Raw genomic sequence first — 25,345 nt, 5'->3', positions numbered from 1 at the left:
ACAGACCGGTGAAGGACTCGTGAAAGCGGACACTGATGGACTCGCTGACGGCTCGGTGCCCGATCAGCGCGTCGAGTCCATCAATCGCCGTAATGCACGAGGGAGAACCGCGATGAAGACTGGTAGGACGACACTCCGCCGACGTCTCGGCACGCTGGCAGGGCTGCTCGCGATGACGGCCGCGACGGTCGTCGCCGTGCCCGGACAGGCATCGGCTGAGGGTGCTGCTGCGCCGAACCCGACCGGCGCGGTGAACCGGGACATTGCCGACGTTGCCGCGGACACGGCCGGCATCGACCTATCCGGCATGGAACGCGTCAAGGTGCAGACCGCGAACCAGGCCGTCTACGGCTACATTTACCGGAATGTCCAGACCAACAAGTGCCTGGACCACAGCAACCGGTACGGCGTGCGCGCGATCCGCTGCAACAGCGGGCTCTACCAGGTCTGGATTCCGCTGAAAGCATCCAACCCGAACCGGGTCGTGCTGAAGAACTACCAGACGAAGAAATGTCTGGATCACAGTAACCGGTACGGGCTCCGTGCGATACGGTGCAACGGAGGGACGTACCAAGAGTGGATCGACTCGGACTTCACGGTCTACCCGGACACGGGCAGGTTGATCAACGCCAAGACGCGCAAGTGCCTGGATCACAGCAACCGGTACGGAATCCGCGCCATCAACTGCAACGGCGGGCGCTACCAGCTCTGGTCCACCTGAGCCCGGCCACAGGGAAGCCCGGCCACACGGACATCGTCAGCGGTTGAACACGGACGCGTCACACCTGAGCACGTAGGAGATGACCACGTCCTCGCCGCGCAGCGGCCGGGTGACGTTGTCGTGCTCCATACAACCACCGGCCGGTGGGCTGCCCCGGTATTTGCGGGCGATCACCCACACGTCACGCGGTGTATCGGCCTCGACCACGCCGGAACCGTCCGGGGTGGTGTCGTGGATGCCGGGGCCGTCGTCAGGCGGCTGCTCGGTGGTCACGGCCGTACCCTGCTCGGGCAGGAACACGTCGACCTTCGGGTTACCGGCACAGTGCTCGACCGTCGGCTCGACCAGGTCCCCGGAGATATCGACGGTCGCCTCGGTGTAGCACCAGGCGGACTGCCCGGCCGGCACGCGAGCGAGCGCCTCTCGTCCCGAGACCCAGTGCATGTCCGCCTCCCAGCGGCCATCGACCGGGCCGGCCAGGGGGTTCTTGTAGACGAAGTTGTACGGGAACAGCCGCGTCTGCTCCAGCGCGGGCACCGCGATGGCGGCGACGAGCAGCACCAACACAGCCGAGCGCTGCCATCCGTCGTGGTATCGCTGCATGAGGACATGCGCGCCGAGCGCCGCCAGAGCCGCGGCCGCGGGAAGGATGTACAGGTGTTGGCGCAGGCCGGCGTACATCGTCGTAGACATCGCGGTGGCCATGATCGGCAACGCCAGCGCCTGCACCACCCACAGCACCATCCCGGTACCCGGGCGGCCCAGCCGTTCCCGCAGGAGACTGGGCCGTCCCGATGTGCGGCGGCGCGTCACGCGTGCGATCGTGACCACAGTGCCGATCGCTGCCAGCAGGCCGAGCAGCAGCGGGACCGAGCTCGCCGTCCACGCCGGTAGGTACCACCAGGGTGGCTTCTCGGAGACCAGCCGACCCGCCGTGAGCGTCGAGCCGGTCCAGTCGAAGTCGCCCGAGGTGCGCACCGACGCGAACAACCACTCCACCGGGTGCGCGGCGTTGCGATAGTGCAGCGCCGTCACCGCGACGACGCCGGCGAGCAGTCCCGCGGCGGCGGCCTTCACGTTGACCGCCGTGCGGATCCGTCCCGGGCTGCACGCGACGAGCACGGCGAAGATGAACACGGTGCCGGCCAGCGGAATCCACAGCGCCGTCCGGGTGCCGAAGGAGAACCACACACCGGCGAAGCAGAGCAGCCCGACCGCCACCGGACGGCTGCCGAACCTCGGGGAGCCGGTCTCTGCCGGGGCCGGTCCGCCGGACACCGGCCGATAGAGCGCGACGACGAGGCCTGCGGTGACGAAGGTCCATCCCGCGGCCGCCGGCACGTCCTTGACCGCGAACATGCTGTAGCCGGTCCACAGCGGCATCGCGAACGTGGCGGCCGCAGCCCACGCGCCCACCAGCCATCGCCCCGTCACCACCCGCAGGGTGTAACCGACCGCCAGCGCCGCGGCGATGCCCAGCACGGCCACGGAGATGCCACGTGCGGTATACGCGGACGCGCTGTGGTCGGTATCGCCCCATTGCTCGACGCCGGCCGTCGCGGCGACGACGTGGCCGAAGGCGGAGAACGCGGCGCCGTATGCGTGCAGCCGGCCGGCCTCGACATCCGGCCGGATCGAGCCGTCGTCGCCGAAGAACTCCGGGGGCAGGTACCACCCGGTGTCCAGCCATTGATCCATCCGCTGCTGGTGGATCGGTTCGTCGTTGGAGATGCCGATCTGGGTCGCACCGACCAGGGCCTGCCCGGCGGTCACCGTGAACAGCAGAACGGCGACGACGCCCACCGCCCGCCGCCCGCGAAACCGCCGGCGTAACAGCCGCCAGAAGATCGGCACCAGAGCGGACCACCCGCCGTGCCGGGTGACCCACGTTCGCGGGGAGGACTCGGGCGCACGTGTCACCACGCGGAGTCACCCCGGGCAGTAGGCACGTGGGGATGCTAACCGGATGAGGTTACGGAAGAGTGATCAAGACGTTCGAGGAGATCGAACTGTGACTCCGCCGATGCGGTAACGTCTGGAAGCGCCTTCTGGATGCGCTCCCGGATGGCCTCGTGGTCGGCCAGCATGCGGTCGGTCATCGGCAACAGGTGCGCCTCGGCGGCGGAGAAGTCGACGGCGTGCTCGTCGCAGCCGAACATCTCCAGGATTTCCTCGTACTTGTGGCTCCATCCCATGACGAGCGTGGGTACGCAGAGGGCCAGGCCGGCGACCATCGCGTGGAACCGCGAGGTGACGAGGAGTGTGCACGGCTCGACGAGTCGCCGGATCGATGCCGTGTTCAGGTCGAAGTCGACGTAGCTGACCGCCTGCGGATCGATCCCGGCCGGGTCGGCGGCGATCCGTTCGCGCAGCTGCGTGATCACGGCGATGTCGTTGTTGCGCAGCTGGTCCGTTCCTGCCCGCGTGGCGTTGGGCAGCACCAGAACGTGCCGCCCGGCCGCGGTGAGGTGGCTGAGGAGATGCTCCAGCAGCGCGCAGTAGTCGGTGCCGTCGGTGTTCATCTTCTGCATGACGAGGGAGCTGGGGACGACGGCGACGACGTCGGTGCCGCCGGCGCGGATCCGGTCGAGGCGGGCCGCCAGCTCGTCCACCCGTTCGTCGTTCTCGCGGGTCAAGCTGTCCGAGGCGCGGTAGGCGAACGCCACGTCGGCGGCCACGCTCCACCGGTCGTCGGGAACGCCGAGCCCGCGGAGGTGCTCGGCGGAGTGCCGGCCGCGGGCGAAGGTGTGCGCTGCGCGTTTCGTCATCGCCCGGGCGGGCAGCCGGTTCAGCGGATGCCGGAACGGCCCCATGGCCTGGGAGAGCCGGATCACCGGCACCTTGAGCAGCATCGCCGGCCACAGGCACATCAGGTTGTACGCCACCACAGCCAGCCGGCCGTCGTGAAACGAGATTCCCGAGACGTCGAACAGCGCGCGGCAGCGCCGTAACGCCCGCACCGACTCGGGCAGCACCGCGTCCGGCAACCTGAGTCTGAGCAGTGCGGCCATCCGCACCAGTACGGCGAAGACCCACTGCACCACGGTGTCCTTGGGTCGGGCGTCGACGACCCGGATCTCCGGACGGTCCGGGGCGGGCCGGCCGGCGTCGTCGTCCGGCGCGGTCGGATCTGCGGTGCTGGTCAACAACTCCCGGTCCCGCTCCGGAAAGTACGACATGATCAGGAACGAGGCTCCGGGGTCGCGTTCGCGTACGCGACCGATGGTGGTGGCGACCATGGCCTCCGCCCCTCGGTTCCCCCACAGGGTTCCGCCGATCACCGCGTACCTGCTCATCCGGTGCGTTCCCTTCGCCGGAGCGTGTTCCCCGCCATCCGTCGGCCGGGTCGGTGCAGGGCAAGCGTATGGTGCCTGCGGCGAGGTGCGATAGTTGGCCCCGAGACGTGCAGGGTGTGAATGACACGATGGAGCGACCATGACCCGACCTGCGGACCTGCGCGGTGTCTTGGACAACGACCTGTGCATCGCGTGCGGTGCCTGTGTGCTGGCCGACCCGTCGATCGAGCTCCGGCTCCATCCGGAGAAGCAGATGTTCGAGCCGAGCCACGCGGGAAACCAGGCCGCTGCGGATGTCTGTCCGGCCGTCGAGGTCGACTTCGAGCGGCTCCAGGAGTTGCTCTTCCCGGGAGCCGAGCAGAGCCCGTACGGGGTCGTGCACAGCGTCATGCTGGCGCAGAGCACCGATGCGGAGCGGAACCTGAAGGCCAGCTCGGGCGGGATGATCAAGGAGATCCTCTGCGACCTGCTGGCCCGGGACGACGTCGACGGCGCGATCGTGCTGCAGCACGTGGACGGGCTGAACTTCGAGCCGGGCCTCATCACCAGCCCGGACGAGGTCGACGGGCTGCCGGGATCGATCTACCACAACCTGCCCAAACACCGGGTGCTCGAACTGCTCCGGGAGAACGACGGCCGGTACGTGATCGCCGGCATCCCGTGCGAGTTGGAAGGCATCTACACCTACATCTTCACCCGCGAGCCGCACCTGCGCAGCCGGATCCACACCAGTGTCGGATTGCTCTGCGGCTGGCAGTACAACTGGCACTCGATCCGGGCGATCTGCGAGTACAAGGGGGTGGATCCGGACCGCATCGTGGACATCTCCTACCGCGGCGATGGGCCGATCGGAAAGCTGCGGATCTTCACCGACGACGGCCACGAGCACACCACCAGCCGCCGGCTCGATTTCGGCTACCAGGTCGCGTTCGACCGCAGCTTCAACACGCCGCGCTGCCATCTGTGCATCAACCATGCCAACTTCCTGGCCGACATCGTCGTCGGTGACGCCTGGCTGGCCAGTACGCTCGGCACCAAGACCGGGATCAGCCTGGTGATCAACCGCCGGGAGGAGAGCGACGCGCTGGTGCGACGGCTCGCCGACCGGGGCCGGGTGATCTTCAGCGAGGTGACGGTCAACGAGATCCGGGAGTCGCAGAAACCCCGGATCGCCTTCGGCAACTTCGCCTACGCCTACGCCGACTACCTGGACGAGCTCGGCCTGCACCGGCCCAAGATGGACGGGCCGAACAAGCCGGCCGCGCAGCCGGTCGCTCGGCGCGAGGTGGCGGCGTTCCACGAGGAGCTGCAGCGCAAGCTGGAGCTGCAGCGTGCCCGCCGCTACCGGTACCTGTTCTGGCGTAAGGCGACCAAGGAGCTGGGCCGGTACGTCGGGCGCTACTGGGACTGGTTCACTCACCGGGTGCTGGGCCGCGGACGGGACCGGGATGCCGCCGCGGCGGCGACCCGGGAGACGACGTCGGTCTTCCGCTGAAGGAACGGCGCCGCATGAGGTCTGTCACCCGTTGGGTGGGGTTGATCGTCGCCGTCGCCGGCGTCGTCTTCGTCGTCCGGGAGTTGGTCAACAGCTGGGACGACGTCCGGGACGCGATCGGGGACGCCGATCCCGCCCTGATCGCGGCCGCTCCGGTGGTGGGTGCGGGCGGGATGCTGCTGATCGGATTGGGCTGGCGGCGCTGCCTGGCCATCCTCGGGGCCCGTCGTCGGTATGTCGACACGCTCTACCGCTACTACGTGGGTCAGCTGGGCAAGTATGTGCCGGGTGGAATCTGGCCCGTGGTCGGCCGGGGCGAGATGGCCCGGCGCGGTGGCGTCGCCGGGAGCGTGGCGTATGGCAGCACGGTGCTGTCCATCGGCGTGACCTACCTGGCGGCCATCCTGATCGTGGTGCTCGCGCTGGTTGCTGGGGCGGCCGGTGGCGACGGGGTGGCGTGGCGGCCGGTGGCCGCCTTGCTTCCGGTGGGGATCCTGGCGCTGCACCCGCGCGTGGTCGCAGCCGTACTCCGGCTGCTGCGCCGGGTGTCCGGCCGCGACCTGGGCATCCCGGTGCCGTCGTGGGGTGTCTCCATGGGACTGGTGGGTCTGCACGCCCCGGCGTGGCTGGCGATCGGCGGAGCGACGTGGATGGTCGCGCTCGCTATCGATCCGTCCGAGCCGGAGCTGCTGAACCTGTTGTTCGCGACCGTACTGTCCTGGGTGGTGGGTCTGCTGGTGGTGCCGGCCCCGGGAGGCGTCGGCGTCCGTGAGGCGGTTTTCGTGGCGGCGGCGACCAGCCTCAGCTCAGCCGGCGTGGCGGCGGCGGTCGCGGTCACCGCGCGGGTGGTCTTCATCGTCGTCGATCTGGCGAGCGCCGGGATCGCGACGCTGGTGGCTCGCCGCCTCGGGCGAGATGCGGAGCGCACCCCGTAGCACCTTGGGGGATCAGCTGATACCGAGGTCGGATGTCGCCGGACTATGACCTCGTAGTCACTCCGTAGATGTCGGCGAGGTCGAGCAGGTGGATTCCGTCGACGTCGCGAGGTACATCGTCGGCGAAGCCGCTACGTGAGAAGATCGCCAGCTCGGCGTCGGCGGCGTTCCAGCCTTGATCGGTGAGTATGTCGCGGATGTGTTCCAGGCGGTTCAGGTCGTGGAGGTTGCGGACCTTGCTGGTCGCCTTGGCTTCGCCCAGCAGTGTGATTCGTGCGCCCTTCGTCCGGGGCATGGAACTTCGGTCCAGCGCGACGACGTCTACCACGTGGCCATGGTGTTGACGACAGGCGACGACGGTGGTGCCGACATGTCCGATGTTGTCGAGACCGGCCTCTCTGGCGTGCCAGGTAGTCCACTCGCGTGCCAGGTGTTCGAAGTGCGGTCCGAGTATCTGGGCCGAGAAGGTAGGAGCTGCCCGGGCCCATGCGATCTCGGCATTCCGCATCTCGAGGTCGGCGAGGTTGGGCCGGACGATCAGGTTGTGGAAGCGCACCGTGGGATCTGCGACGGTGATCACCGGGCGTCGTTGCAGCAGAATGTCGAGGTCGTGGTGGATGAAGCCGGCGCTTCGCATGATGCCGAGATGGTACGTGAGCGATTTCGCATCCATTCCGATGATCGCGCCGATCTTCGTCGGTGTGGTGGCGCCGTTTGACACGGTTTCCCATATCGCGTGGTAGATGGCTCGATCGCTGATCCTCGGATCCTCGGCCAGGATGTAGTCCGGTTCGGTGAAGAGAACGTGAGACGGGTTGAGGATACTCCGTTCCAACCACGTGAAGAACTCCTCGTCGCTCGCACCGGGGGATTCGCCGATGATGTCGCGGTACCCCGGTGCGCCGCCGACGGTAGCGTCGATGAGGAACGCCGTTTCCGGGTCGGCGCTCCAGTACGCCGCTGAGTCTCGGTGGCGAAACGGACCGACGCGAAGGTCAAGAACCGCCCTGCCGAACAACGCCTGGTCACCGGCGATCAAGGTGGACATCACTGACAGCGCGGATCCGCAGAGGATGAGCTTGAACGCCGGGTGTCCCGTTGACGGACCGCGCCGGTCGTAGAGTGCCTGAATCACGCTTGGAAGCTCTTCGGAGTGTGCGGCCAGGTAAGGGAACTCGTCCAAGACCAGGATCGGTACATGGCCGTTCGACGTGCGCACGAGGACATCTACCGCGGTGTCGAGGGCGTCAACCCAGTTCTCGAATCGCCCGACGTTGAAACCGAGAGCGTCTGACAGCGAACGTGCGAACCGGTCCAGCGCCATGACTCTGCTCTGCCGAACCGCCAGCGTGTACACACCCCCGGCGGCTCGGCATAGATGCTCCAGAAGAAACGACTTGCCGTGTCGGCGGCGTCCTCGGACAATGCCAAGCTTGAGCCCAGGCGCTTCGTCTCTGACAAAACGAACCAGGTCATCCCATTCGGCTCGGCGATCGAAGATCGCTCCCGGCTTCTCAAATGCGGTCACTAGCCTGGCTCCCGTTAGCCTAATTGCAACACGGCTAACATGGTACCGGACACGGTTGCGGCATGCGAGATTCGGAGGTGTATCCCGCCGGAGGCGGGAGGTGAACTCGCCTCTATGCAACGTGCATGAATGCAACTACTGCCGACGCGAGCTCGGCTCAGTGTCGTCGCGCTGTCGGTTCGCCGACTCGGGCGAGATGCGGAGCGCACCCCGTAGCACCGCCTCTACGGTGGCGACGTCCGGCTCGGCGTCGTCGAGCAGGATGGCCGTGCACATTCCATCGGCGGCCGCCACGAACGCCTGCACGGCACGAGCGTCGGACGTGTGGTGGCGGGCCAGCTCGGCCACGGTTTCCCGCCAGCGGATGGCCACCGGACGCAACGCCGGCCGCCGGGCCGCCAGCGTGGACAGCTCGCGCTCGGCCAGCGCACGCTTGCGTCCGCCGCTGGCAGACTCCACGATCAGCCGGGCAAGCGCGAGGACTTCGTCGCCGTCGGCCTCGATGATCTTCCGCAGCTGCGCGGTGTACTGGTCTGAGACGCTGGAGAGCGCGGCGACCAGAAGGTCGTCCAGCGTGGCGAAGTAATACGTGCTCAAGCTGGTGGGGACACCGGCCTCCTTGGCGACGGTCCGGTGCGTGACGCCGGCGGTCCCGTCGCGCTCCACCACCCGCAACGTGGCGTCGATGATCTCGGCGCGACGACGCAGGCCGCGTGCGCGCCTGCCGTCGGTGACCGAGCCCTGCTCGGGCTGCGCGGTGTGGTTCGGCACGGTGTCCCTCCTCCTCACCGCGAGCCTAACGGCAAGGGCGGCCGGCGAGGCCAGATCAGAGGTCACGGCTGCGGACCGGCGGGTGGGATCCGGCGCAGTGCCACCACGGCGACGGCGGCGACGGCGACGATCACGGTCCCGGCGAGGGCGGCCGCCACGTTCAAGCCCGCAGTGAACGCCTCCGTCGCGGCCTGCACAACATCGGTCGGCAGGTGGTGCTGAACGGATATCGCGGCGGACAGGCTGTCTTCGGTTGCGTGCGCGACGTCGCCGGGTACGCCGTCTGGGATCGTCGTCCCGGACATCTGCGACCGGTACACCGCGCTGGCCGCGCTGCCGAGCGTGGCGATACCGACGGCGATGCCGAGCTCCTGCACCGTCTCCGACATCGCGGCGGCTGAGCCGGCGCGGCTCGGCGGCGTGGCGCCGACGACGAGGTCGGTGCCGAGCGCGGCGATCGCGCCGAGCCCGAGGTACACGAGAGCGAAACCGGCGACGGCGACGCCGACCGCTCCCGGGTCGAGTTGGGACAGCAGCGCGTATCCGCCGACCGAGAGCAGGAGCGTGAAACCCATGACCACGCCGGGTCGGATGCGGCGCGCGGCGAGCGGACCACCGATGGCGGCGGCAAGCATGGCCAGCGCGGGCAGCCCCATCCAGGCACCCGCCTGCAACGGAGCCAGCCCTTCGACCAACTGCAGATACTGAGTCACCAGGAGCATCAGGCCGCCGACGCCCACCAGCCCGAATAGCAGGATGCTCAACGCGGCGCTGAAGGCGCGATCGGCGAACAGTCGCATGTCCAGCAGCGGAGATTCCAGCCGGAGTTGGCGGCGGACGAACAGCGCCGAGCACGTCGTTCCGATCAGCACCGTGGCGGTCGTCTGCGTGTCGAAGCCATGCGTGGTTGCGTGCTTCACGGCGTAGACGAGGGGCAGGACCGCGGCCAGCGACAGCGCCACGCTGAGCAGGTCGATCGGGCCATGGTGGGAGCTCCGGTACTCCGGCAGCACAAGTGGCGCGGCGATGAGCAACACACCGGTGACCGGTACGGCCACCAGAAACGCCGAACCCCACCAGAAGCGGTCGAGCAGGAGACCGCCGACGAGCGGGCCCATGGCCATACCCGCGGCGAACATCGTGGCCCAGACGCCGATCGCGAGGGCGCGCTGCCGGCTGTCGCGGAACATGTTGCCGATCAAGGCGAGTGTGGACGGCATCAGTGTGGCTCCGGCGACTCCGAGCGCGGCACGGGCGGCGATGAGCATCTCCGGAGTGGAGGAGTACGCCGCCCACACGGAGGCTGCGCAGAATGCGGCGGTACCGATCATGAGCAGCCGCCGGCGGCCGATGCGGTCGCCGAGGGAGCCCATGGTGATGAGTAATCCGGCGATCAGGAAGCCGTAGATATCGATGATCCATAACGCCTGGGTGCTGGTCGGGCGCACGTCGGCGGCAAGAGTGGGCAGGGCGAGGTGGAGCAGCGTCACGTCCAGGCCCAGTAGTGCGGTCGGCAGCGCCAGTACGGCGAGGCCGAGCCATGCGTGCGTGCCGGCCCGCTCAGCGGTGGCGGTGGTCATCAGCGTCTCCAATGGACTCGAGGTACCGGGCGGGCCCGGTCAAGGGTTAGTTGTACGATAGTTCAACTTGAACTATCGTACAATTTCCATGGCATGCGGCGTTGACCGTCGAAACGGACTGGGATGTACTCGAAGCGTCGACGGACTGTCCGTCGCGCGGCGACATGGGAGAACGACGCTGTTGCCTGCTAGGCGTGTCGCGGCAAGGCACAGCAAGGCACAGCAAGGCACGGTGGAGCGCCTTGCGTCGTTTCAGGGTGAGCGGCCAGGTCACCCGCTAGGTGCGTTCACGGCACCTCAGTCGAGACAGAACTCGTTGCCCTCGATGTCCTGCATCGTGATGCACGACTCGTTGTGCTCATCGGCGTATTGGGTCAGCACGTGTGTCGCGCCGAGCGCCATGAGTCGTGCACACTCGGTCTCGAGTGTGGCGAGGCGCTCCTCGCCCACGAGCCCCGCGCCGGCCCGCACGTCGAGATGCACCCGGTTCTTGACGACCTTACCTTCGGGAACGCGCTGGAAGTACAGTCGCGGGCCCACGCCTGTGGGGTCGACGCAGGCGAACGATGACCCCCGGTCCTCTGGCGGTAGTGAGCGATTGAACTCGTCCCAGGTAGCGAAGCCGTCCGGTGGCGGCGGCACGACGTACCCCAACACCTCGCACCAGAAACGAGCAACACGCTCAGGTTCTGCGCAGTCGAAGGTGACCTGGAAGTGTCTGACCGACGCCATCGGTCCACCATAAGGCACGTGTCATTCACCGAGACTCTGGGATGTCATCGGCGTCGTACGGTCTCACCGAGCATCAGGGGAAGCGTGACGTTCTCGACAACGGCGAGTCCGGGTACCATCAGTTGGCCGAACTGGGACAGCATGCCGAACTCGCTACCACGTAGGAGCGATCGCTTGGTCTCTGACCAGCATGCGATGCGCTCGCCCCGGTAGCTCGGACGCGCCATGCTCGTCCGTCCGCGCTGGGCAAAGAACTCGAGCGGACTGGAAACTGAGATGTCGGAATGAGTGCCTACGACACCGCGGCGGACGCCGTGTCCGACCACTTCAGGACCGGGCTGGAGTCCGTTTACGGCTCCGTCGGACGGAAGTGGCTCGCCGAGTTGGCGCCGCTACTCGAGTCGCTGTGTGCACGTTGGGAGCTTGAACTCACGGACCTGACGCCGCTCCACGGCTACCTTTCCCTCGTCTGGCGGGTAACGCACAGGTCGGAGTCGCTCGCCCTGAAGGTGGCCGTGCCGTCGGCAGCCTTCTCCCGGGAGACCGCTGGGCTGCTCGCCTGGGACGGATGCGCGATGGTGCGACTCGAACGTCGCGACGTCGAGCTGGGAGCGGCTCTCCTGCAGTGGCTGGACGCCAGTGTTTCGCTCGCGGACGTGCCGATCGGTGAGGCGATCGACGCGGCCGGCCGGATGCTGGCCGTCACGCCCGTCGTCGAGCGGTCGTCGGCGTCCGTGTACGAGGATGCTCGCGTCCAAGCGGTGACAAGCGCCCGGCGCTGGACCAGGAGTAACCGCGAGTTCGGCGATCCGCTGTCGCCGCACGCCATTCGCGCGGGCGAGGCTGCGCTCGGGCGAATCGACCGGCGCTCGGAGGCCGAACCGCTGCGGCTGGTCAACCACGACCTCCACTACGAGAACGTGATCCGGGACTGGGACGCGAACTGGGTGTGCGTCGACCCCAAGCCAGTCATCGGTGCGCCCGAGTACGCGATCGCTCCGCTGATCTGGCGGCGCTACCGCGGTCCGGAGGACTCGGTCGAGCGGGTCCGGCAGCTGTGTGTCCTCGCGGGCCTGGACAGACCGCTGGCATTCGACTGGCTACTCGTCCGGACCATCGAGTACCTGTTCTGGGCACTGGGCGTGGGGCTGACGACGGACCCCGAGATCTGTCGAGAGCTCATCGGCCACCTGACGAGCTGACGGAGCCCTGTATGACGGTGACCAGGACAGTCTGCCGCCGTTGACATGCGGCGTGAGACGATTCGAGCCGCATGTCCCGGCGTGCCGGCGACGGGTGAGCGTTCAATCCCCGGGAGTCACATCCCAGGCGGCTCGGACCCGTTCCAGAGCCTCGTGGAACGAGGGGAACGTTTTGCGTACACAGCCCGGGTCGTCGAGCACGACGCCTTCGCAGCGCAGGCCGGTGACGCTGAAACTCATGGCGATCCGGTGGTCACGGCGGCAAGCGATCACGCCGCCCTTCGGAACGCCCGGCAGGATTTCGATCCAGTCCCTGCCTGAACGTACCGCCACGCCGAGGCGTTCAAGATTCTCCACACAGGCGTCGAGCCGGTCGCATTCCTTCAGCCGCGTGTTGTAGACGTCCGTGATCCGTACCGGGCCGTCAGCGAAAGGAGCGATGGCTGCCAGCGTCGGCATGGTGTCGGAGATGTCACGCATGTTGACCTCAATGCCGCCGAGGCTGCCGGTGCCGGTGACCGTAGTCCGGTCCTGGGCGATATTCACCTCGGCGCCCATCTGCCCGAGGACTTCCACGAAGTTGAGATCACCCTGGAGGGAACACGAACCGAGCCCCGGCACCGTGATTGTGTGCCCGGTAAGGGCGGCGGCGGCAAAAAAGTAGCTGCTGGTGGAGGCATCCGGTTCGATCTCGTAGTCCTGCGGTTGGTAGAACCCGCTCGGCACGCGGTACCGCTGCTCCTCGATCTCGGCCTCACCGCCGAAACGTCGCATCATCGCAAGCGTCATCTCCACGTAGGGCGTGGAGACAATCCGCGACACATCGACCGTTACGCCCTGGTCGGTTAACGGTGCGGCCATCAGTACGGCGGTCAGGAACTGGGAGGAGTCACCTGCATCCATGGTGATGTGGCCGCCACGCAGCCCCGACGCCTCGACGGCGAAGGGCAGGTGACCCTCAGCACCGTCGTAGCGCACCGTGGCGCCCAGGGCCTCTAAGGCCTGGACCACCGGCCGCACGGGCCGGGCTCGCATCTGGTCGGACGCGTCAAAGGCGTACGTCCCGCGCCCGCACGCAGCGAGCGCGGGCAGGAACCGGGCGGCCGTCCCAGCGTCACGGCAGTGGACCCTTGCCCAGTCCAGGCGGGGACCCAGGGAGGACCCGTCGACGCGCCACTCCGCCACTTCCTGTTCGATCCCGTACCCCAGAGAGTCCAACCCGGCCGCGAAGGCTTCGGTGTCATCGGATAGGAGCGGATGCCGGAGTAAGGAAGTTCCCTCGGCGCACGCGCTCAGGAACAGGGCTCTCGCCGTGACCGATTTGGATCCCGGTACCCGAACCTCTGCCTCTGCCACTCCCACTCCGGATGCCAAAATGTCCCCGTGCGGGGCTACCTCTCGGAGCCTAGTCGATACCGATTCGATTCCGTCGGCGCCCGCTTAGGCGTCAGAACAACGAACACAGGGACTCCTCCAACCTGGTCTGCTTATGCAGTCTCCGGGCCGAGTCACCGTCGTCCATCTGCGGCTCCCTTCGTCGCCGTGATGGGAGAGCGCGCAATTCGCACGTTGACCTCTACCCGCTGAGGCTCGACGATCTCGTGGACCTGATCGAATCCCTCCGCGAACAACCCGGCTGAATCGATCAGCGAGCGGCGGTGCACATGCCGCCGCAGCGCCTCGACGGGGACCTGGTCGTCGGGCGTCCGGGAGGCGTTTCGCTCGGCGAGCAGCTCGACAGGCAGGTTGGGCAGCAGCAGACAGATGGCCGGCAGTCCATGTTCGTGCGCGCGCCGTACATGCTCATGTCGGTCGACGCGGCGGAGGTGCGTGGCGTCCGCGACGTAACCGTCACCGCGTGCGACGAGCCCGCGTGCGCGTTCTGTGGCGCGCCGAACCGCTGCGGCGCTGAAGTGCATCAGCGGCCGATCGGGCTGTCCTCGGTCGCGGCGAGCCTCTGCTCGCAGCTCGTCCAGGCTGACGATCTGTTCGGGGGCCACGCCTGCCTCGATGAGCCGCTGACGCAGCGTCGTCTTGCCGGAACCCGCCGCGCCGACGAACACGACCACGGCCGGCATCTCGATCACCAGCTTGTCCACCACGCCCGTCTGTCTACCCAGGTGCGGATCGGTTCAGCTGGAGACGACCAGGCGCCACCCATCGGTGCTTAGCGGGAGTGGGAGCGATCGCAGCGCACAGGCCGGGCTACGGCCAACGTGGACTGACTACTCGGGTGACGTTGCCCATAGGGTTTGCGCCCTCGGTAGGATTCGAACCTACGACACCCGCTTTAGGAGGGCATGAGTCGACGTCAACTATGGCCTCTACCTGCAACTTTACGAACAATCGAGCCACAAGACGGCCCGCTGAGCGCACCTGTTAACTCTGTTTCGTGCCACGAATGGTGCCACGCGCTATTGTGACCTATATCACGGTCGCACGGCCTCAGCGTCCTATCACAGTCGCGGCGGGAGCAGGCGTGCGTACGCGGGTCGCGCAGCCGAGCATCCATGTTATGACGTCCGCGGGCACGGGAGCGTGTCGCATGACCCGGGTCGAGCCCCGGCGGGAAATGATAACAGAGTTGCCGTCGGTGCGTGGTCCAGACCATCCTTGCTTGCAGCACTGGCGAAACAGCGTTCTGACGCCGCCCGCGGTACCTGGTGGTTGCCCCCGCGATGCGCGTGAGTGTCTGGCCCGTTTGGCGCCGGGTCGAATCCTCGCCTTTGCTTCGGCGGCTCGCGTGTCTGCGTGCCGGTCGATCAAAACGGGCCCCAAGCTTGTCGGCCACCGGGAACACGATGCTCGAAGTCACGCTGACTATCTCTCCATGCCTCGATCCGGACGCCGGGGTGTTGTGCCCAAGGTGCCCGGAGTAGCCCTTCACTGTCCCAAGCGTCTGCCGGGACGAGGCGCCACCAGTACTTGGCGGTTCCGCCGCGGAAACGGAATCGGTCTTGCTTGAGAAGTTCCTTGCTCTTGTCGAAGTCCTCGACCAACGAGTTGTATACGCGGATCTCGACGTGTCCGTCGGCGCCCGGCACCCGCACCTCGGGCAGCGATTCCCAGTCGCCCTGGATAAATGCATTTGACCCTCGTGCCTCGGTCCAGAACTCGGAAGGATCGAGATTGGTGGTGACTACGTCGAGGTGCATGTGGGGTCGGCTTACTCCGACGTAGAACAGCCTCCGTTCGGCCTCGGTCAAGGTCTGGATGGTGTCGCCGAACACTTGGAACAGGGTCCAGGTCGGATGGATCAGCGGATAGTTCCGCTGAGTGACGTCGACGAGGATGACCGCGTCGGCCTCTTGGCCCTTGAAGCCGTGAGTCGAGCTGAAGCGGAGTTCCTCTGGCTCCTCGATGTCGAGGATCTTCTGGAGGTACGCGCCGTAGGCGGTGAACTCCGAGAAGGTCCGTGGATCTTCGTTGAGGTTGCCGGTCCATGTTCCGCGCCGCTTGCGGGAGAGCACGGCGACATTGCGACCTTCGGCGCGATGGTCTTGGATCAGCCGGAGGAGCGCTGGGGCTTCGCGGTCGTGTTCACCGAATGCGGCGGCCTCGATCGGGGACGGATCGAACGTGTCTAATGTGAATTCGCGCAGGTGGCCGGGCTCCGTGCGGGCCGCCCGGGCGGGAGCGCCGCGTCCCTGCATGACGGTGTTGCCGAGCGTGACGATCGCGGGGGCGGAGCGTCTGTTGGTCGTGAGGGCGAGTCGGGCCGCGTCCTGGAACTTGGCTTCGAAGGAACTGAAGTAGGCCGTGCTGGAGCCGGCGAACTCGTTGATGGCTTGCCAGTCGTCGCCCACAGCCATGACGCGACACTTGGGGGCTGTCTGCAAGATAGCGTCGAGGAGCTCGAAGAACATCAGCGAGAAGTCTTGGAACTCGTCGACGACGATGTGTTCCAGCGTGCTCAGTTCGCCGTCGACCCGGCCGCCACGACCGAACGACGTGGTGCCTGCTCTCACCTCGTCGACAGCCCGCCACATGAGTCCGGAAAAGTCTTCCTTCGCGTCCGCCGCGAGGCTGGCAGCATAGGCATCGAGAAGTTGGGCTCCAAGGTCGATGAATCGGTCGAGGTCGGGGTCGTCCATACCCAGGCTGGACCACGTCTGACGAAGGTCGTTGCCCGTCCAACGGCGCTGCCGTGCCCGGCCGATGATCGTGGTTGTGGCGACGGTGAACCGGTCGAGAGCGCGCTTCTTAATGCGGTGCCACAACTCCTCATCGCTGAGCGGGTGCAGTGGAGCACCCACGGCGCGGAGGTCGGCCAGCATCCTCTCCTCGAAGTCTGGCTTCGCGACGTCGCTCGCGAAGTACTCCAGGAACACCTCGTCCCTATCAGCCCAGAACTCGCGCTTGGCCTGACTCAGCTGGTCGTAGTCGGGGTCTCCTTGAAGGCCGAAGTACTCGATGACGATCCGGCGCTTCTTGTTCTGGTCGTAGATGGAAAAATCGGGCTTGTAGTTCTGACCGTTCCAACGCACGTCGTGTTCATAGCCGTAATAGGACTCGGCTCCGCGCCCGTCACCGGCGATGCCGTTGCTGAACAGAATGTTCGCGATGACCTTCTCGCCGTAAGACTTGACGAAGTCTCCCTTGATGCTCTCGTCCTGGAGGTGGCGCCGGTACGCGAGTTGGTCTGCGGCCGAGAGATTGTCGCCCCGTTCGAGAATCCGGCTCCAGTCGCGCCTGAAATAGGCAAGCATGACGTCGCGGACCAACTCTTCCTTGCCTGGCGTGCGCATGAGTTCGTCACGGACGTCCTGAACGTACCTGCTGAGAGCTCGCATCGATTCGGACTGATCGAACAGCAGGTTCTCGGACGGGTGGACAATCCGGTGAGCCAGCGCATGGAATGTCATGACATGCGGGATCCCGCCTTGCGGCAGCATCGTCTCCAGCCGGTGGCGCATTTCATCGGCGGCAGCCGCGTTGAACGCAAGCATGAGGATGGAGCTTGGATCGACGCCGCACGCGCGGATGAGAAAGACAGAGCGGGCAACCATGGTCGCTGTCTTGCCGCTGCCGGCGCGCGCACCGACCAGGGCGTGCCGCCCTGAGGTCGCGATGGCGAGTGCCTGCTCGGCGTCAGGCACGAATGCTTTGCCGTTGGGCATAGTCAGGGTCGTGCGGCACCATTTGGTGATGTGATCGACGACCACGCGCTGATACTCGTCCTCGGTGATGAGGTGGTCGGGGTCGTTGTGCCGAAGCCAGTCGGCCGTGCCGAGGAAGCGCTGTTCGATCTCGACATGCAAGCGATCCATCAACTGCTTCTTCTCGGCAGCGCGTTCCCTCGCGATGCGTTCGCGTTCGGCGTCGCGTTGCCGTCGGTTCTCCGCAGCACGCGCTTTCCGCTCTTCGGCGAGAACCTGAGCGCGGTCGCGGTTGGCCTTCGCGCGGAACTCAGCGATCGGTCCTTGGTCGTGCTTGTCGGTTTGAACCAGGAGGAGTCCGAGCGCCTCCCATTCCTCGGGATCGAGGTGCTTGTGAAGAACTCCGAGGTTGACACGTTCCTCGATGTTGCGCCCGGCTTCCGGTCCTGTCGATATGACGTCCGGGATGTGCTCGGCGAGATACCACGTCCGCTTCTCGGGCCAGTCCCGCCAAGACGCGAGCAGCTTGATGAGGAGTTGGCGCGCGGCAGCGTCCATGTTGCTCTTCCCTCCAGCCGTGCTCGATCACTAAGCCTGAATCCACCGGCTCATATGTCGGTGAGTACGGCGTTCGCGGCCGCGAACCTTGCTGAACACGCCCGTCGAGCAGGTCGGACAGACTCTCCCCGCGCTCATAGGTTACCCGTTGGAATATGGACTCCGGGGACGACAGTCCATGCATCCGTACAGGTCAAGTCCGACGCGAAGATTTGACCATCGATACAAGTGTCCAAGTCCGTCGTGCCAACGCAGTAGGAGCAATTCGTGTTCGTTCGGAAGCAATCGTGAGTGCTCGGTAACTCTGCCGGTAACCGTTGCGGAACTCGTAGGTGCTTCCGTGGTGACATGGTCGACGGAACGGTTGCTCCTCTCAACCGGCCCAGGCCAAGTCTGCCTGGGTCCGGAGCCTGACCGTACCGCGACCCTGATGTCCTCGTATTGGAGGGACGGAGGCGAGTCGTGAGAAGAATGCTACCTGTCCAGGTGGGTGACGAGCGGCGACGTTGGTATTCGGTCGCGGAGGTGGCGCAGATGTTTGGCATGTCGCCCATGACGCTGTATAGGGCGATCTCGGATGGGGAGTTTCCCGCAGTGCGGATCCGTGGCCGACTGATCGTGCCTGCCAAGGCCCTGGAAGCAATGGAGAACGACGCCACGCAATTGCAGGCTCTGGTGGATGCCGGTGACTACGTGTCGTCCGCCAAGGCTCTCTAGATCACGTCCTGGAAATGAGTTCGGCAGGTTGCCTGCTCATAGGTCGCTGTCTGTTGCGTGCCGTCGGTCTTTGCTGGTGAAGCCTTGAGCGATCTGCTGCACTCGGTTGCGATGCAGGCCAAGTTTGGAAGCGATTTGGGCGTAGGACCAGCCGGCTTCTCGTAGTTCTAGGACCGCTTGCTGTCGCATGAGGCGCAGCTCGTTGGCCGCCCGTGGCATTTCGACGAGGATCTCGCCGATGGCCGCAGCGCGGTCGGCGGGGTCTTCAATTGCCCTTATTCGGTCGAGGTCGACCAGCGGCTTCTCCACAATGCACGAGCGTATCTGGTTGAAGCGTCCTTGGGCGCGTCCGGATGTATTGCCGCACAATACATCCGGGTGTATTGTTCAGCAATACAGCGTCTGTCCATGGACATCACAAGGCGGCCCCGACGCGGCGACGCTACCGCCGGCCGGGGCCTCGACCCGAACCTGCTTGGAGGTCCGAGCCGTGAAAGCGAATCTATCTGCACCGGAGCCAGAGGCACTGGTGCGAGTGCGTCCGTGTCGTCCCGAGGATGCGAGGAGCCTGCCAGATGGGCGAGTCGCCGGTGATCCGGTGGTGCTCCGGGACCGGTATGTCTGTACGGCCGTCAATGACGGCAAACTATGGTTGCTCCGATGCGAAGACCCAGTCGCTAGCGCCAAAGCGCGCAGGCTGGATCACGCCGTCAAGCTACAGCTGCAGACCATCGCCGCGGCGCTAGGGAAGCCGGAATCTGAACTGTCTGTCGAGATCCGACCGGTCGTTTCCACAGCGGCGATGGACCATCTTGACCGCGCGCGATCGTTGCGCGCTGCAGCGAGGTCTGCTAGCAGCTCCGCAGCAGAGCACATGCGTTCAACTGTGCGAATTCTGGTGCGGCAAGGGCTCACGCTTCGCGACATTGGAACGATCTTGGGAGTCTCCCATCAGCGTGCCCAACAGCTTAGCCGAGAAGCGAAGGCTGCCCATTCGGCGTCGGGCGTCGATCGAGGTGACGAGCAGTGAGAAGCAAGGGCAATCAGGCCTCGCGAGGCGTGGAGGGCAAATGCCCGCGTTGGTGTGACTATGACTACGACCCTGGGCACGCTGGTCCGCACTGTGCGTTCATCGGGGAGATCGTCATCCCGTCAGGGCCGAGCTATGTCGCGTCGGTGACGGCGGAGGCGGATGGTGAGCGTCCGTATTGCGCGCTCACGTTGGGCTTGCGCGTGGGTCATCAGGTGTACGGGCGTGCGGTGATGTCGTGGGACATGGCCGAGCGGTTGGGGTCCATGTTGATCGATGCCAAGCGGCGCTACGCGCGGTGATCGAGATGGAACGCTTTGATCGACATGTGCACCAACTGGGCTATGTGTACCTGGCGTTGGCCGATCACATTGCGCGCCTGATAGCGCAGGGGGAGCTCGCACCGGGAACCCGATTGCCCAATGAGCGCTCACTGGCCGAGCAGCATGGCGTTGCGATCGGCACCGTGCGCCGCGCCACAGCGGAGCTGCGCGCGCGTGGCCTGGTGACCACGATTCAGGCGAGAGGCACTTTCGTCCTCCCGTACCGCTCCGATCCGAGCACCAGGTCCGAGGTCTGAGCTAGCTATTTGCGAGATTCCGGTGCCCGGTAACCGTCGCGGTAACCGGCCCGGAAGCCTCGGCCGATTGGCTGTGACCTCATCAAGTGATCGAGCTCCGGCGCCCCCGCCCCTGCTGGTTTTGATGCGTGGCTCTGGAGCTTGGTCGGCGCAACGTCACGAGGAGGTTCAGCATGCGCGGTTGTACGAGCATGCCGTGCTGCACATGCCCTGATGTCCGTACCGATGATGGGCTGCGCGAAGCACTGGACGAGATCGTGTCCGGCGGTGGCTGGGATGGCCGACTGGGTCGTCACCTGCTGGACGCGTTAGGTGAAGCGTCGCACCGGTGGGCCTTGCGCCGGTCGGATGTGGTCGACGCGGACTTGGCGACGCATTTAGTGGGCGTGGCGTGGGAGTTCATCGCGACACACCTTGAGATGGTCAAGGGTGCTCGCTCGCCGTGGCGCCTGATCCATGTGCGCATGCGTCAGCACGCCAGCACTGAGGTGCGGGCCGAGGAGCTATGCACCTCGGCGAGGCATGCACGAAAGCTTGGTGAGTCCGCCGTGCGGGCTCGCCACGCCGCGTCCTTACGTACGGCGGCGCGGGTCAGCCCGGAGCAGATGGCGTTCTTCGACGCCGAGGTTCGCGACAGGTCCGTGATGGACCCGGTGAGCGAGCAGGTGCTGCAGTTGAGCGAGCCTGCGGGCATGGCCGACTGGGATGAGGCGCTGCGCAGCGTCCACGCGGCGCTGGTGGCGGCCGGTGCTCCGCCGTTGGAAACGGCAGAAGCGATCAGCGCCGTGGTGGATTCTGTCTCGAAAGCGGAGTCACGTTCGCGCACGCACACGACGGTGTATCGCTCGCCGCAGCTGGAGTGGCTATCGCCGGCGCAGCGGCGGGCCCTGGCCGCGTTGTTGATCGGGACGCGGCGCGGCGGTCCGCCAAGTTCGACGTGGTTGGAGTTGCATCGCTCGCACCTGCGCGACCGGGCCGGTGTGTGGAGTAAGGAAGCCTTTGCGCGAGTGACTGCGTTCGTCGAGCCGTTCGGCAGTGCTACTCAACGGCCGTGGTACGCGACGGCGTTAACAGATGACCAAGCAGGTACAGGCCTCGATGACCCCGGCCGGCCAGGCAGGCGCCGCGGCGTCGATAGCCGTATGGCGCCACCCACGGCGGCACCGGGCCATGCAGACATTCGAAGCTCACGGTGCGGGTGGCGTGCGCGGCAGCGGGGCTCCCTACAGATGACCGGCTAGTGCACGAGAACGGGGGCATGGTGGTGGCGTATCGCCCGGACGTGACCGCGGTCATCACCTTGGACGAACTGGGCGACGCCACCGCCGTGATCAACGGGACCGGCTGGGGCCAGGAGCTGGTGGTGGACCGTGCGGATGCGTGGACCCGCCTGGTCGAGTTGGCGACCGAGGCCGGCCGCCCGTTGCATGTCCACACGGTCGACGAGCACGGGCGCGCCTACCGTGATGTGGTCCACCCTAAGCCGTCGCGCGACATGGTCGACGGCGCGACGTCGTATCCCCGGGCGGCGCGCGACGACGAGGCTGACGAGGACGAACGGCTCGGCCACACAGCGGAACCGCCGCGCACGAGCGTCGACGGGCCGCCGCCGGCGGGTGCAACGCTCTCCGGCGGCGCGGATGTTGCTAAACCCGATGGGCACGCCGTCCCGCAATCTATGGCTGCCGATGCTTCACAAGAGCGGTCGACGGCGTTGGTGGCGCCGAAGTCGGAGGAGCCGGACGAGAACGATGCATCTGGCGACGAAAGGGTCGGGTCGTCGCCGTTACGCTTACCGAAGGCGACCTACCGGGAGGCAGTCACCGCTGGAGGCGGTCATCGCGACGATTCCCACGACTGGGCTGCGCCGGTGGTGGCGTGCGCGATGCTCGTCCTGCTCGCATGCACTGCCGTAATGGTCGCCGCGGAACCGCCCACCGTCGCACGGGCGCAGAAGCACGTCTCCACGGTCCTCGGCTCCGACACGACAAGCCCACCGGATGAGTCGCTACCGGGGTACCCACGGGCGTTATGGCGCGTCGATCTGGCTGAGGAGACCTGTGTGGCCCTCACCCGGTCCGGCCTGCTCGCCGTGCACACCGCTGCCGGGCGGATACAGCTCGTGCATTCGGCGACCGGGACCGTGGTGTGGTCGAGCGAAGCTGGCACGGGTGCGGGTTCGCCTGTCGTGACCCGGTGGGATGACACAGACGTGGTCGTGTGGCAACGCCGAGGAGAGCTTGTGGTCGGCGGCCCGGCATTCGGCCCCGACCCGCTCGTGTTCGACGTCAACGAGCGCGCGCGGATCAGCCAAGCTGGCGGGCAGGTCCTCGTGTCCGTCCCGAACCAGACCGGCGACGCCAATGTGCTGACGGCCGCGGGGTCGGTCCGCGTGGGGATCCCGGATGGTGCCACGGCGATGGGTGTCGTCAACGACGTCGTGGTGTCCTCCGATGGCCGACCGGTGCTATGGCGGAACCCCGTGCACGGCGGAAAGCCGGAGTCGGTGTCGCTAGACGGCCCGCGCGGGATGGTGATTCGGCGTTGGGTGGGTATGGCCGGTGACACGGTCACCGTCGTCTGGGGCGAGCCGGAGGGTGTAGCCGTCGACGGTACGGCGGTCGTGGCCGTGCACGACGCCACGACAGGGCGACGCGTCGCGTCAGCGCGTGTCGCGTGGAACGAGGTCGAGGACGCTGAGCTGACCGCCGCCAGCGGCGACCGACCCGCGAGCGTGGCGCTCGGCCCTGTCGTGCTGCCACTCGATAGCCACAGCGCTCCAGTCGAGGATGACACGACGTGGCTCTCGCATGTCGGCCCGAACGTGTGGGGCGTCCGCGATGACGGCATCGTGGTTGTCTATGACGAACACGGCACCGTGAACGTCGTGCCGGAGGCGACACATGTTCCAGCGGGTGCCACCCCGGACGGCGCACTGATCGTCGTGGATGACGACGTCGCGTTTGCGTTTAGCCCATCGTCTCCAAGCCGTAGCACAAGGTCTGCAGACCTGGACGACTCATCAAGGCTACGAGAGCAGCTAAGACCGCGCGCGAGCTCGAGCGGCGAGGCCCGGGCATTTCTCTGCAGAGGCCGAGCGGGATTGTGAGGTATCAATGTTGAAGACGCGGAGGACCGTGCTCGTATTGACGGCCGTTGTTGTGCTCGCGGTCGCTGCCTTGTTGTACCTGGGAACCTCAGGGGATGACCAGGTCACGAACGGCGATCGTCGACGGCGGCCGCCGGACCCGACGGGCGGCGCGGCGGTGGTGGCGACACCAGAGGAGGCGGACCAAGGGCCGACGTCGCACCTGGCCGCCCAGCCTGCACCCGTCGACGATCCGGCCGCGTTGGGCCGCTGGATCGCCGAGGTCGTCTACGGCATTGACTACCGCGACGAGCGCGACATCTATGTTGACGCGTTGTGGTCGGTCAGCGTGGGCGCCAATGCCGACGACGCCGAGGCTGCCCGGGCAGCTTTCACTGCTGAGCCGGCGTTGGCCGGCATCGTGGAATTGGTTCCCGACCCGGACGCGTGGGAACGGATGGCGGCGCACGAGCAATGGGCGTCCTTCGATGTGGCCGAGCCCGTTGGAGCCGATGACGTCGAACTGGACGCCAAGCTGACCCACGCCGGCCTCAGCACCACGATGGTGCTCGTAACAGGTCGGCAGCTGATCCACTACATCGGCGAGGACGGCACGCCGCAGACGCATACGGTGCGTCCGTCACTACAGATGCTCATCGGGTGCGCCAAGCAGCTCGACGGTTGTCGCTTGCTGCGCGTCATTGATCGGCAACCGTAGATGGGTAAGGCAGTAACGGCGATCGTGTCGGCTCTGGTGGCGTTCGGTTTCGCCGCCACTCTCAGTGTCGCTGTCGTGTTCGGCGAAGACTTCGACGATGAGCGCATCGACGACGAGCCGGACCATTCGTTGTGCACCATGGAGCCGGCAGCGACGACGGAGTTGGACGCCGAACGGGCGCGCATCGCCTCGATCATCATCGCCGAGGGGCAGAAGGCCGGTGTCGAACGACGTGGGCTGGTCGTAGCGTTGGCCGCGGCCGCGGTCGAGTCGCGCCTGCGCAACCTACCGTACGGGGATCGCGACTCGCTCGGCGTGTTTCAGCAGCGCCCCTCGGCAGGATGGGGCTCGCCCGCGCAGCTTATGGATCCGGCCTATTCGGCGGCGGCCTTCTTCGGTGGACCGGGCGGGCCCAACGCCACGAACGGGGCAAGCGAACCGCCCGGGCTGCTTGACATTCCCGGGTGGCAGAGCATGCCTATTGGTGATGCTGCTCAGGCCGTGCAACGCAGCGCCTTCCCAGACCGCTACGCCGAGTTCGAGGACGACGCCCGGGCTTGGTTGGCGCAGCTGTCCGGAGAGGGCGGAACGGGATGCGAGGCATCACTGCCCATCCGCGAAGGCGATTACCGGATCACTGATCGCTTCGGCTTCCGGGAGCACCCGATCACCGGAGAATGGAAGCTGCATGACGGCCTCGACTTCGCCGCGTCCGCGGGCACACCGGTGATAGCAGTCGCGGGAGGCGAGGTGACGTTTGTGGGGTTTCGGCCCTGGGCGGGTCCACACTTGGTTGAGGTTGACCATGCAGATGGATTCTCGAGTTCGTACGGACACATGGCCTCTGCCGACGTCACAGCCGGCGACACCATCGCCGCCGGGCAGCAGATCGGCACTGTCGGCAACGAAGGCCTCTCCACCGGGCCCCACCTGCACTTGACCATCCTTGACGGCACCGCCACGGCGATCGATCCCGAGGACTGGTTTGCTGGCTATGGCGTCACGCCCTGAACAGCTGACGGCCGTGGGTTCCAACTAATCGAAGATGTCGACTTCTCATCAGCCCGACGGACCCAGACAACGGCAGCAAGTCCCCTGGTTCCAGCGGCCTGTCCGCGTTTGCCAATGACCTGGCGTCTAGGAGAAGGCGGCGGGAGCTGATGCAATTTAGCCACGACGTCACGGCATTGCACCTATTGGCCCACGATGACGTGCTACCGCGCACCCTGTCGTATCGCGGCGGTTGAGGCCGTTCACACCCCCCTGACGCGCGAGATCGCTGTGCGAGTGCGCCG

General features: G+C 66.4%; 21 protein-coding genes. 11 read left to right on the top strand and 10 right to left on the bottom strand.

Translation table 11 applies throughout. From position 1 onward, the window contains the following. The first annotated feature begins 112 nt into the window (after positions 1 to 112). A complete protein-coding gene (locus G1H10_RS13710) occupies positions 113 to 721 on the top strand; it encodes an RICIN domain-containing protein (RefSeq protein WP_163738423.1) in 609 nt (202 codons plus the stop codon). Between the two features lie 36 nt (positions 722 to 757). On the opposite strand, the gene G1H10_RS13705 is transcribed toward G1H10_RS13710, so the two are convergent. Continuing rightward, a complete protein-coding gene (locus G1H10_RS13705) occupies positions 758 to 2,644 on the bottom strand; it encodes a hypothetical protein (RefSeq protein ID WP_163738421.1) in 1,887 nt (628 codons plus the stop codon). 35 nt (positions 2,645 to 2,679) lie between these two features. Beyond that, complete coding sequence (locus G1H10_RS13700) at positions 2,680 to 4,017, bottom strand: polysaccharide pyruvyl transferase family protein (RefSeq protein WP_163738418.1); 1,338 nt, start codon at positions 4,015 to 4,017, stop codon at positions 2,680 to 2,682. A 139-nt stretch (positions 4,018 to 4,156) separates the two neighbouring features. On the opposite strand from G1H10_RS13700, the gene G1H10_RS13695 reads away from it, so the two are divergent. Further along, entirely contained in the window at positions 4,157 to 5,512 is a 1,356-nt protein-coding gene (locus G1H10_RS13695) for a Coenzyme F420 hydrogenase/dehydrogenase, beta subunit C-terminal domain (RefSeq protein WP_163738415.1), read from the top strand. Positions 5,513 to 5,526: 14 nt separating this feature from the next. Beyond that, a complete protein-coding gene (locus G1H10_RS13690; RefSeq protein WP_163738412.1) occupies positions 5,527 to 6,447 on the top strand; it encodes a lysylphosphatidylglycerol synthase domain-containing protein in 921 nt (306 codons plus the stop codon). Between the two features lie 43 nt (positions 6,448 to 6,490). Here G1H10_RS13690 and G1H10_RS13685 read toward each other — a convergent pair whose 3' ends face one another. The 4 genes from G1H10_RS13685 to G1H10_RS13670 all read right to left on the bottom strand — a co-directional run bounded on the left by G1H10_RS13685 (position 6,491) and on the right by G1H10_RS13670 (position 11,058). Next, positions 6,491 to 8,095 carry an ATP-binding protein gene (locus G1H10_RS13685; RefSeq protein ID WP_163738409.1) on the bottom strand — a complete coding sequence of 535 codons (1,605 nt, stop codon included), beginning with the start codon at positions 8,093 to 8,095 and terminating at the stop codon, positions 6,491 to 6,493. A 15-nt stretch (positions 8,096 to 8,110) separates the two neighbouring features. Then, complete coding sequence (locus G1H10_RS13680; protein ID WP_163738407.1) at positions 8,111 to 8,746, bottom strand: TetR/AcrR family transcriptional regulator; 636 nt, start codon at positions 8,744 to 8,746, stop codon at positions 8,111 to 8,113. Positions 8,747 to 8,808: 62 nt separating this feature from the next. Next, on the bottom strand, positions 8,809 to 10,326 hold the full coding sequence (locus G1H10_RS13675; RefSeq protein ID WP_163738404.1) for an MFS transporter: 1,518 nt from the start codon (positions 10,324 to 10,326) through the stop codon (positions 8,809 to 8,811). Between the two features lie 297 nt (positions 10,327 to 10,623). After that, positions 10,624 to 11,058, bottom strand: coding sequence for a VOC family protein (locus G1H10_RS13670; RefSeq protein ID WP_163738402.1), 435 nt, complete (start codon positions 11,056 to 11,058; stop codon positions 10,624 to 10,626). A gap of 284 nt (positions 11,059 to 11,342) precedes the next feature. On the opposite strand from G1H10_RS13670, the gene G1H10_RS13665 reads away from it, so the two are divergent. Then, positions 11,343 to 12,260 (top strand): aminoglycoside phosphotransferase family protein, encoded by a 918-nt coding sequence (locus tag G1H10_RS13665; protein ID WP_163738400.1) that lies wholly within the window; start codon positions 11,343 to 11,345, stop codon positions 12,258 to 12,260. A gap of 102 nt (positions 12,261 to 12,362) precedes the next feature. Here the strand turns inward: G1H10_RS13665 and aroA are convergent, their stop codons facing one another. The 3 genes from aroA to G1H10_RS13650 all read right to left on the bottom strand — a co-directional run bounded on the left by aroA (position 12,363) and on the right by G1H10_RS13650 (position 17,917). Beyond that, positions 12,363 to 13,616: a 3-phosphoshikimate 1-carboxyvinyltransferase gene (gene aroA, locus G1H10_RS13660; RefSeq protein WP_163738397.1), complete on the bottom strand. Its 1,254-nt coding sequence runs from the start codon at positions 13,614 to 13,616 to the stop codon at positions 12,363 to 12,365. Positions 13,617 to 13,768: 152 nt separating this feature from the next. Then, the gene (locus G1H10_RS13655) at positions 13,769 to 14,362 is read right to left on the bottom strand and encodes an ATP-binding protein (RefSeq protein ID WP_163738394.1); all 594 of its coding nucleotides are present in this window, start codon (positions 14,360 to 14,362) and stop codon (positions 13,769 to 13,771) included. A 660-nt stretch (positions 14,363 to 15,022) separates the two neighbouring features. Continuing rightward, positions 15,023 to 17,917 carry a UvrD-helicase domain-containing protein gene (locus G1H10_RS13650; protein ID WP_163738391.1) on the bottom strand — a complete coding sequence of 965 codons (2,895 nt, stop codon included), beginning with the start codon at positions 17,915 to 17,917 and terminating at the stop codon, positions 15,023 to 15,025. A 486-nt stretch (positions 17,918 to 18,403) separates the two neighbouring features. Here G1H10_RS13650 and G1H10_RS13645 point away from each other — a divergent pair, with 486 nt between their 5' ends. Then, a complete protein-coding gene (locus tag G1H10_RS13645) occupies positions 18,404 to 18,634 on the top strand; it encodes a helix-turn-helix domain-containing protein (RefSeq protein ID WP_216853241.1) in 231 nt (76 codons plus the stop codon). Between the two features lie 36 nt (positions 18,635 to 18,670). Here the strand turns inward: G1H10_RS13645 and G1H10_RS34540 are convergent, their stop codons facing one another. Continuing rightward, positions 18,671 to 18,943: a helix-turn-helix domain-containing protein gene (locus G1H10_RS34540; RefSeq protein ID WP_163738388.1), complete on the bottom strand. Its 273-nt coding sequence runs from the start codon at positions 18,941 to 18,943 to the stop codon at positions 18,671 to 18,673. Between the two features lie 717 nt (positions 18,944 to 19,660). Here G1H10_RS34540 and G1H10_RS13635 point away from each other — a divergent pair. The 6 genes from G1H10_RS13635 to G1H10_RS13610 all read left to right on the top strand — a co-directional run bounded on the left by G1H10_RS13635 (position 19,661) and on the right by G1H10_RS13610 (position 25,061). Next, a complete protein-coding gene (locus G1H10_RS13635) occupies positions 19,661 to 19,966 on the top strand; it encodes a hypothetical protein (protein WP_163738386.1) in 306 nt (101 codons plus the stop codon). 5 nt (positions 19,967 to 19,971) lie between these two features. Beyond that, entirely contained in the window at positions 19,972 to 20,244 is a 273-nt protein-coding gene (locus G1H10_RS13630) for a winged helix-turn-helix domain-containing protein (protein ID WP_163738593.1), read from the top strand. 173 nt (positions 20,245 to 20,417) lie between these two features. Then, complete coding sequence (locus G1H10_RS13625; RefSeq protein WP_163738383.1) at positions 20,418 to 21,485, top strand: hypothetical protein; 1,068 nt, start codon at positions 20,418 to 20,420, stop codon at positions 21,483 to 21,485. After that, the gene (locus G1H10_RS13620) at positions 21,485 to 23,353 is read left to right on the top strand and encodes a hypothetical protein (RefSeq protein ID WP_163738381.1); all 1,869 of its coding nucleotides are present in this window, start codon (positions 21,485 to 21,487) and stop codon (positions 23,351 to 23,353) included. The genes G1H10_RS13625 and G1H10_RS13620 overlap by 1 nt, the downstream gene beginning before the upstream one ends. A gap of 28 nt (positions 23,354 to 23,381) precedes the next feature. Continuing rightward, complete coding sequence (locus G1H10_RS13615) at positions 23,382 to 24,050, top strand: hypothetical protein (RefSeq protein ID WP_163738379.1); 669 nt, start codon at positions 23,382 to 23,384, stop codon at positions 24,048 to 24,050. After that, entirely contained in the window at positions 24,051 to 25,061 is a 1,011-nt protein-coding gene (locus G1H10_RS13610) for a M23 family metallopeptidase (RefSeq protein ID WP_163738376.1), read from the top strand. It abuts the gene before it with no gap. The last annotated feature ends 284 nt before the right edge of the window (positions 25,062 to 25,345 follow it).

The sequence above is a fragment of the Phytoactinopolyspora halotolerans genome (assembly GCF_010550675.1).
GTDB classification, from domain to species: Bacteria; Actinomycetota; Actinomycetes; order Jiangellales; family Jiangellaceae; genus Phytoactinopolyspora; species Phytoactinopolyspora halotolerans.
Note: the sequence above shows the minus strand (reverse complement) of the source record. Positions and strands in the feature narration are given on the sequence as shown.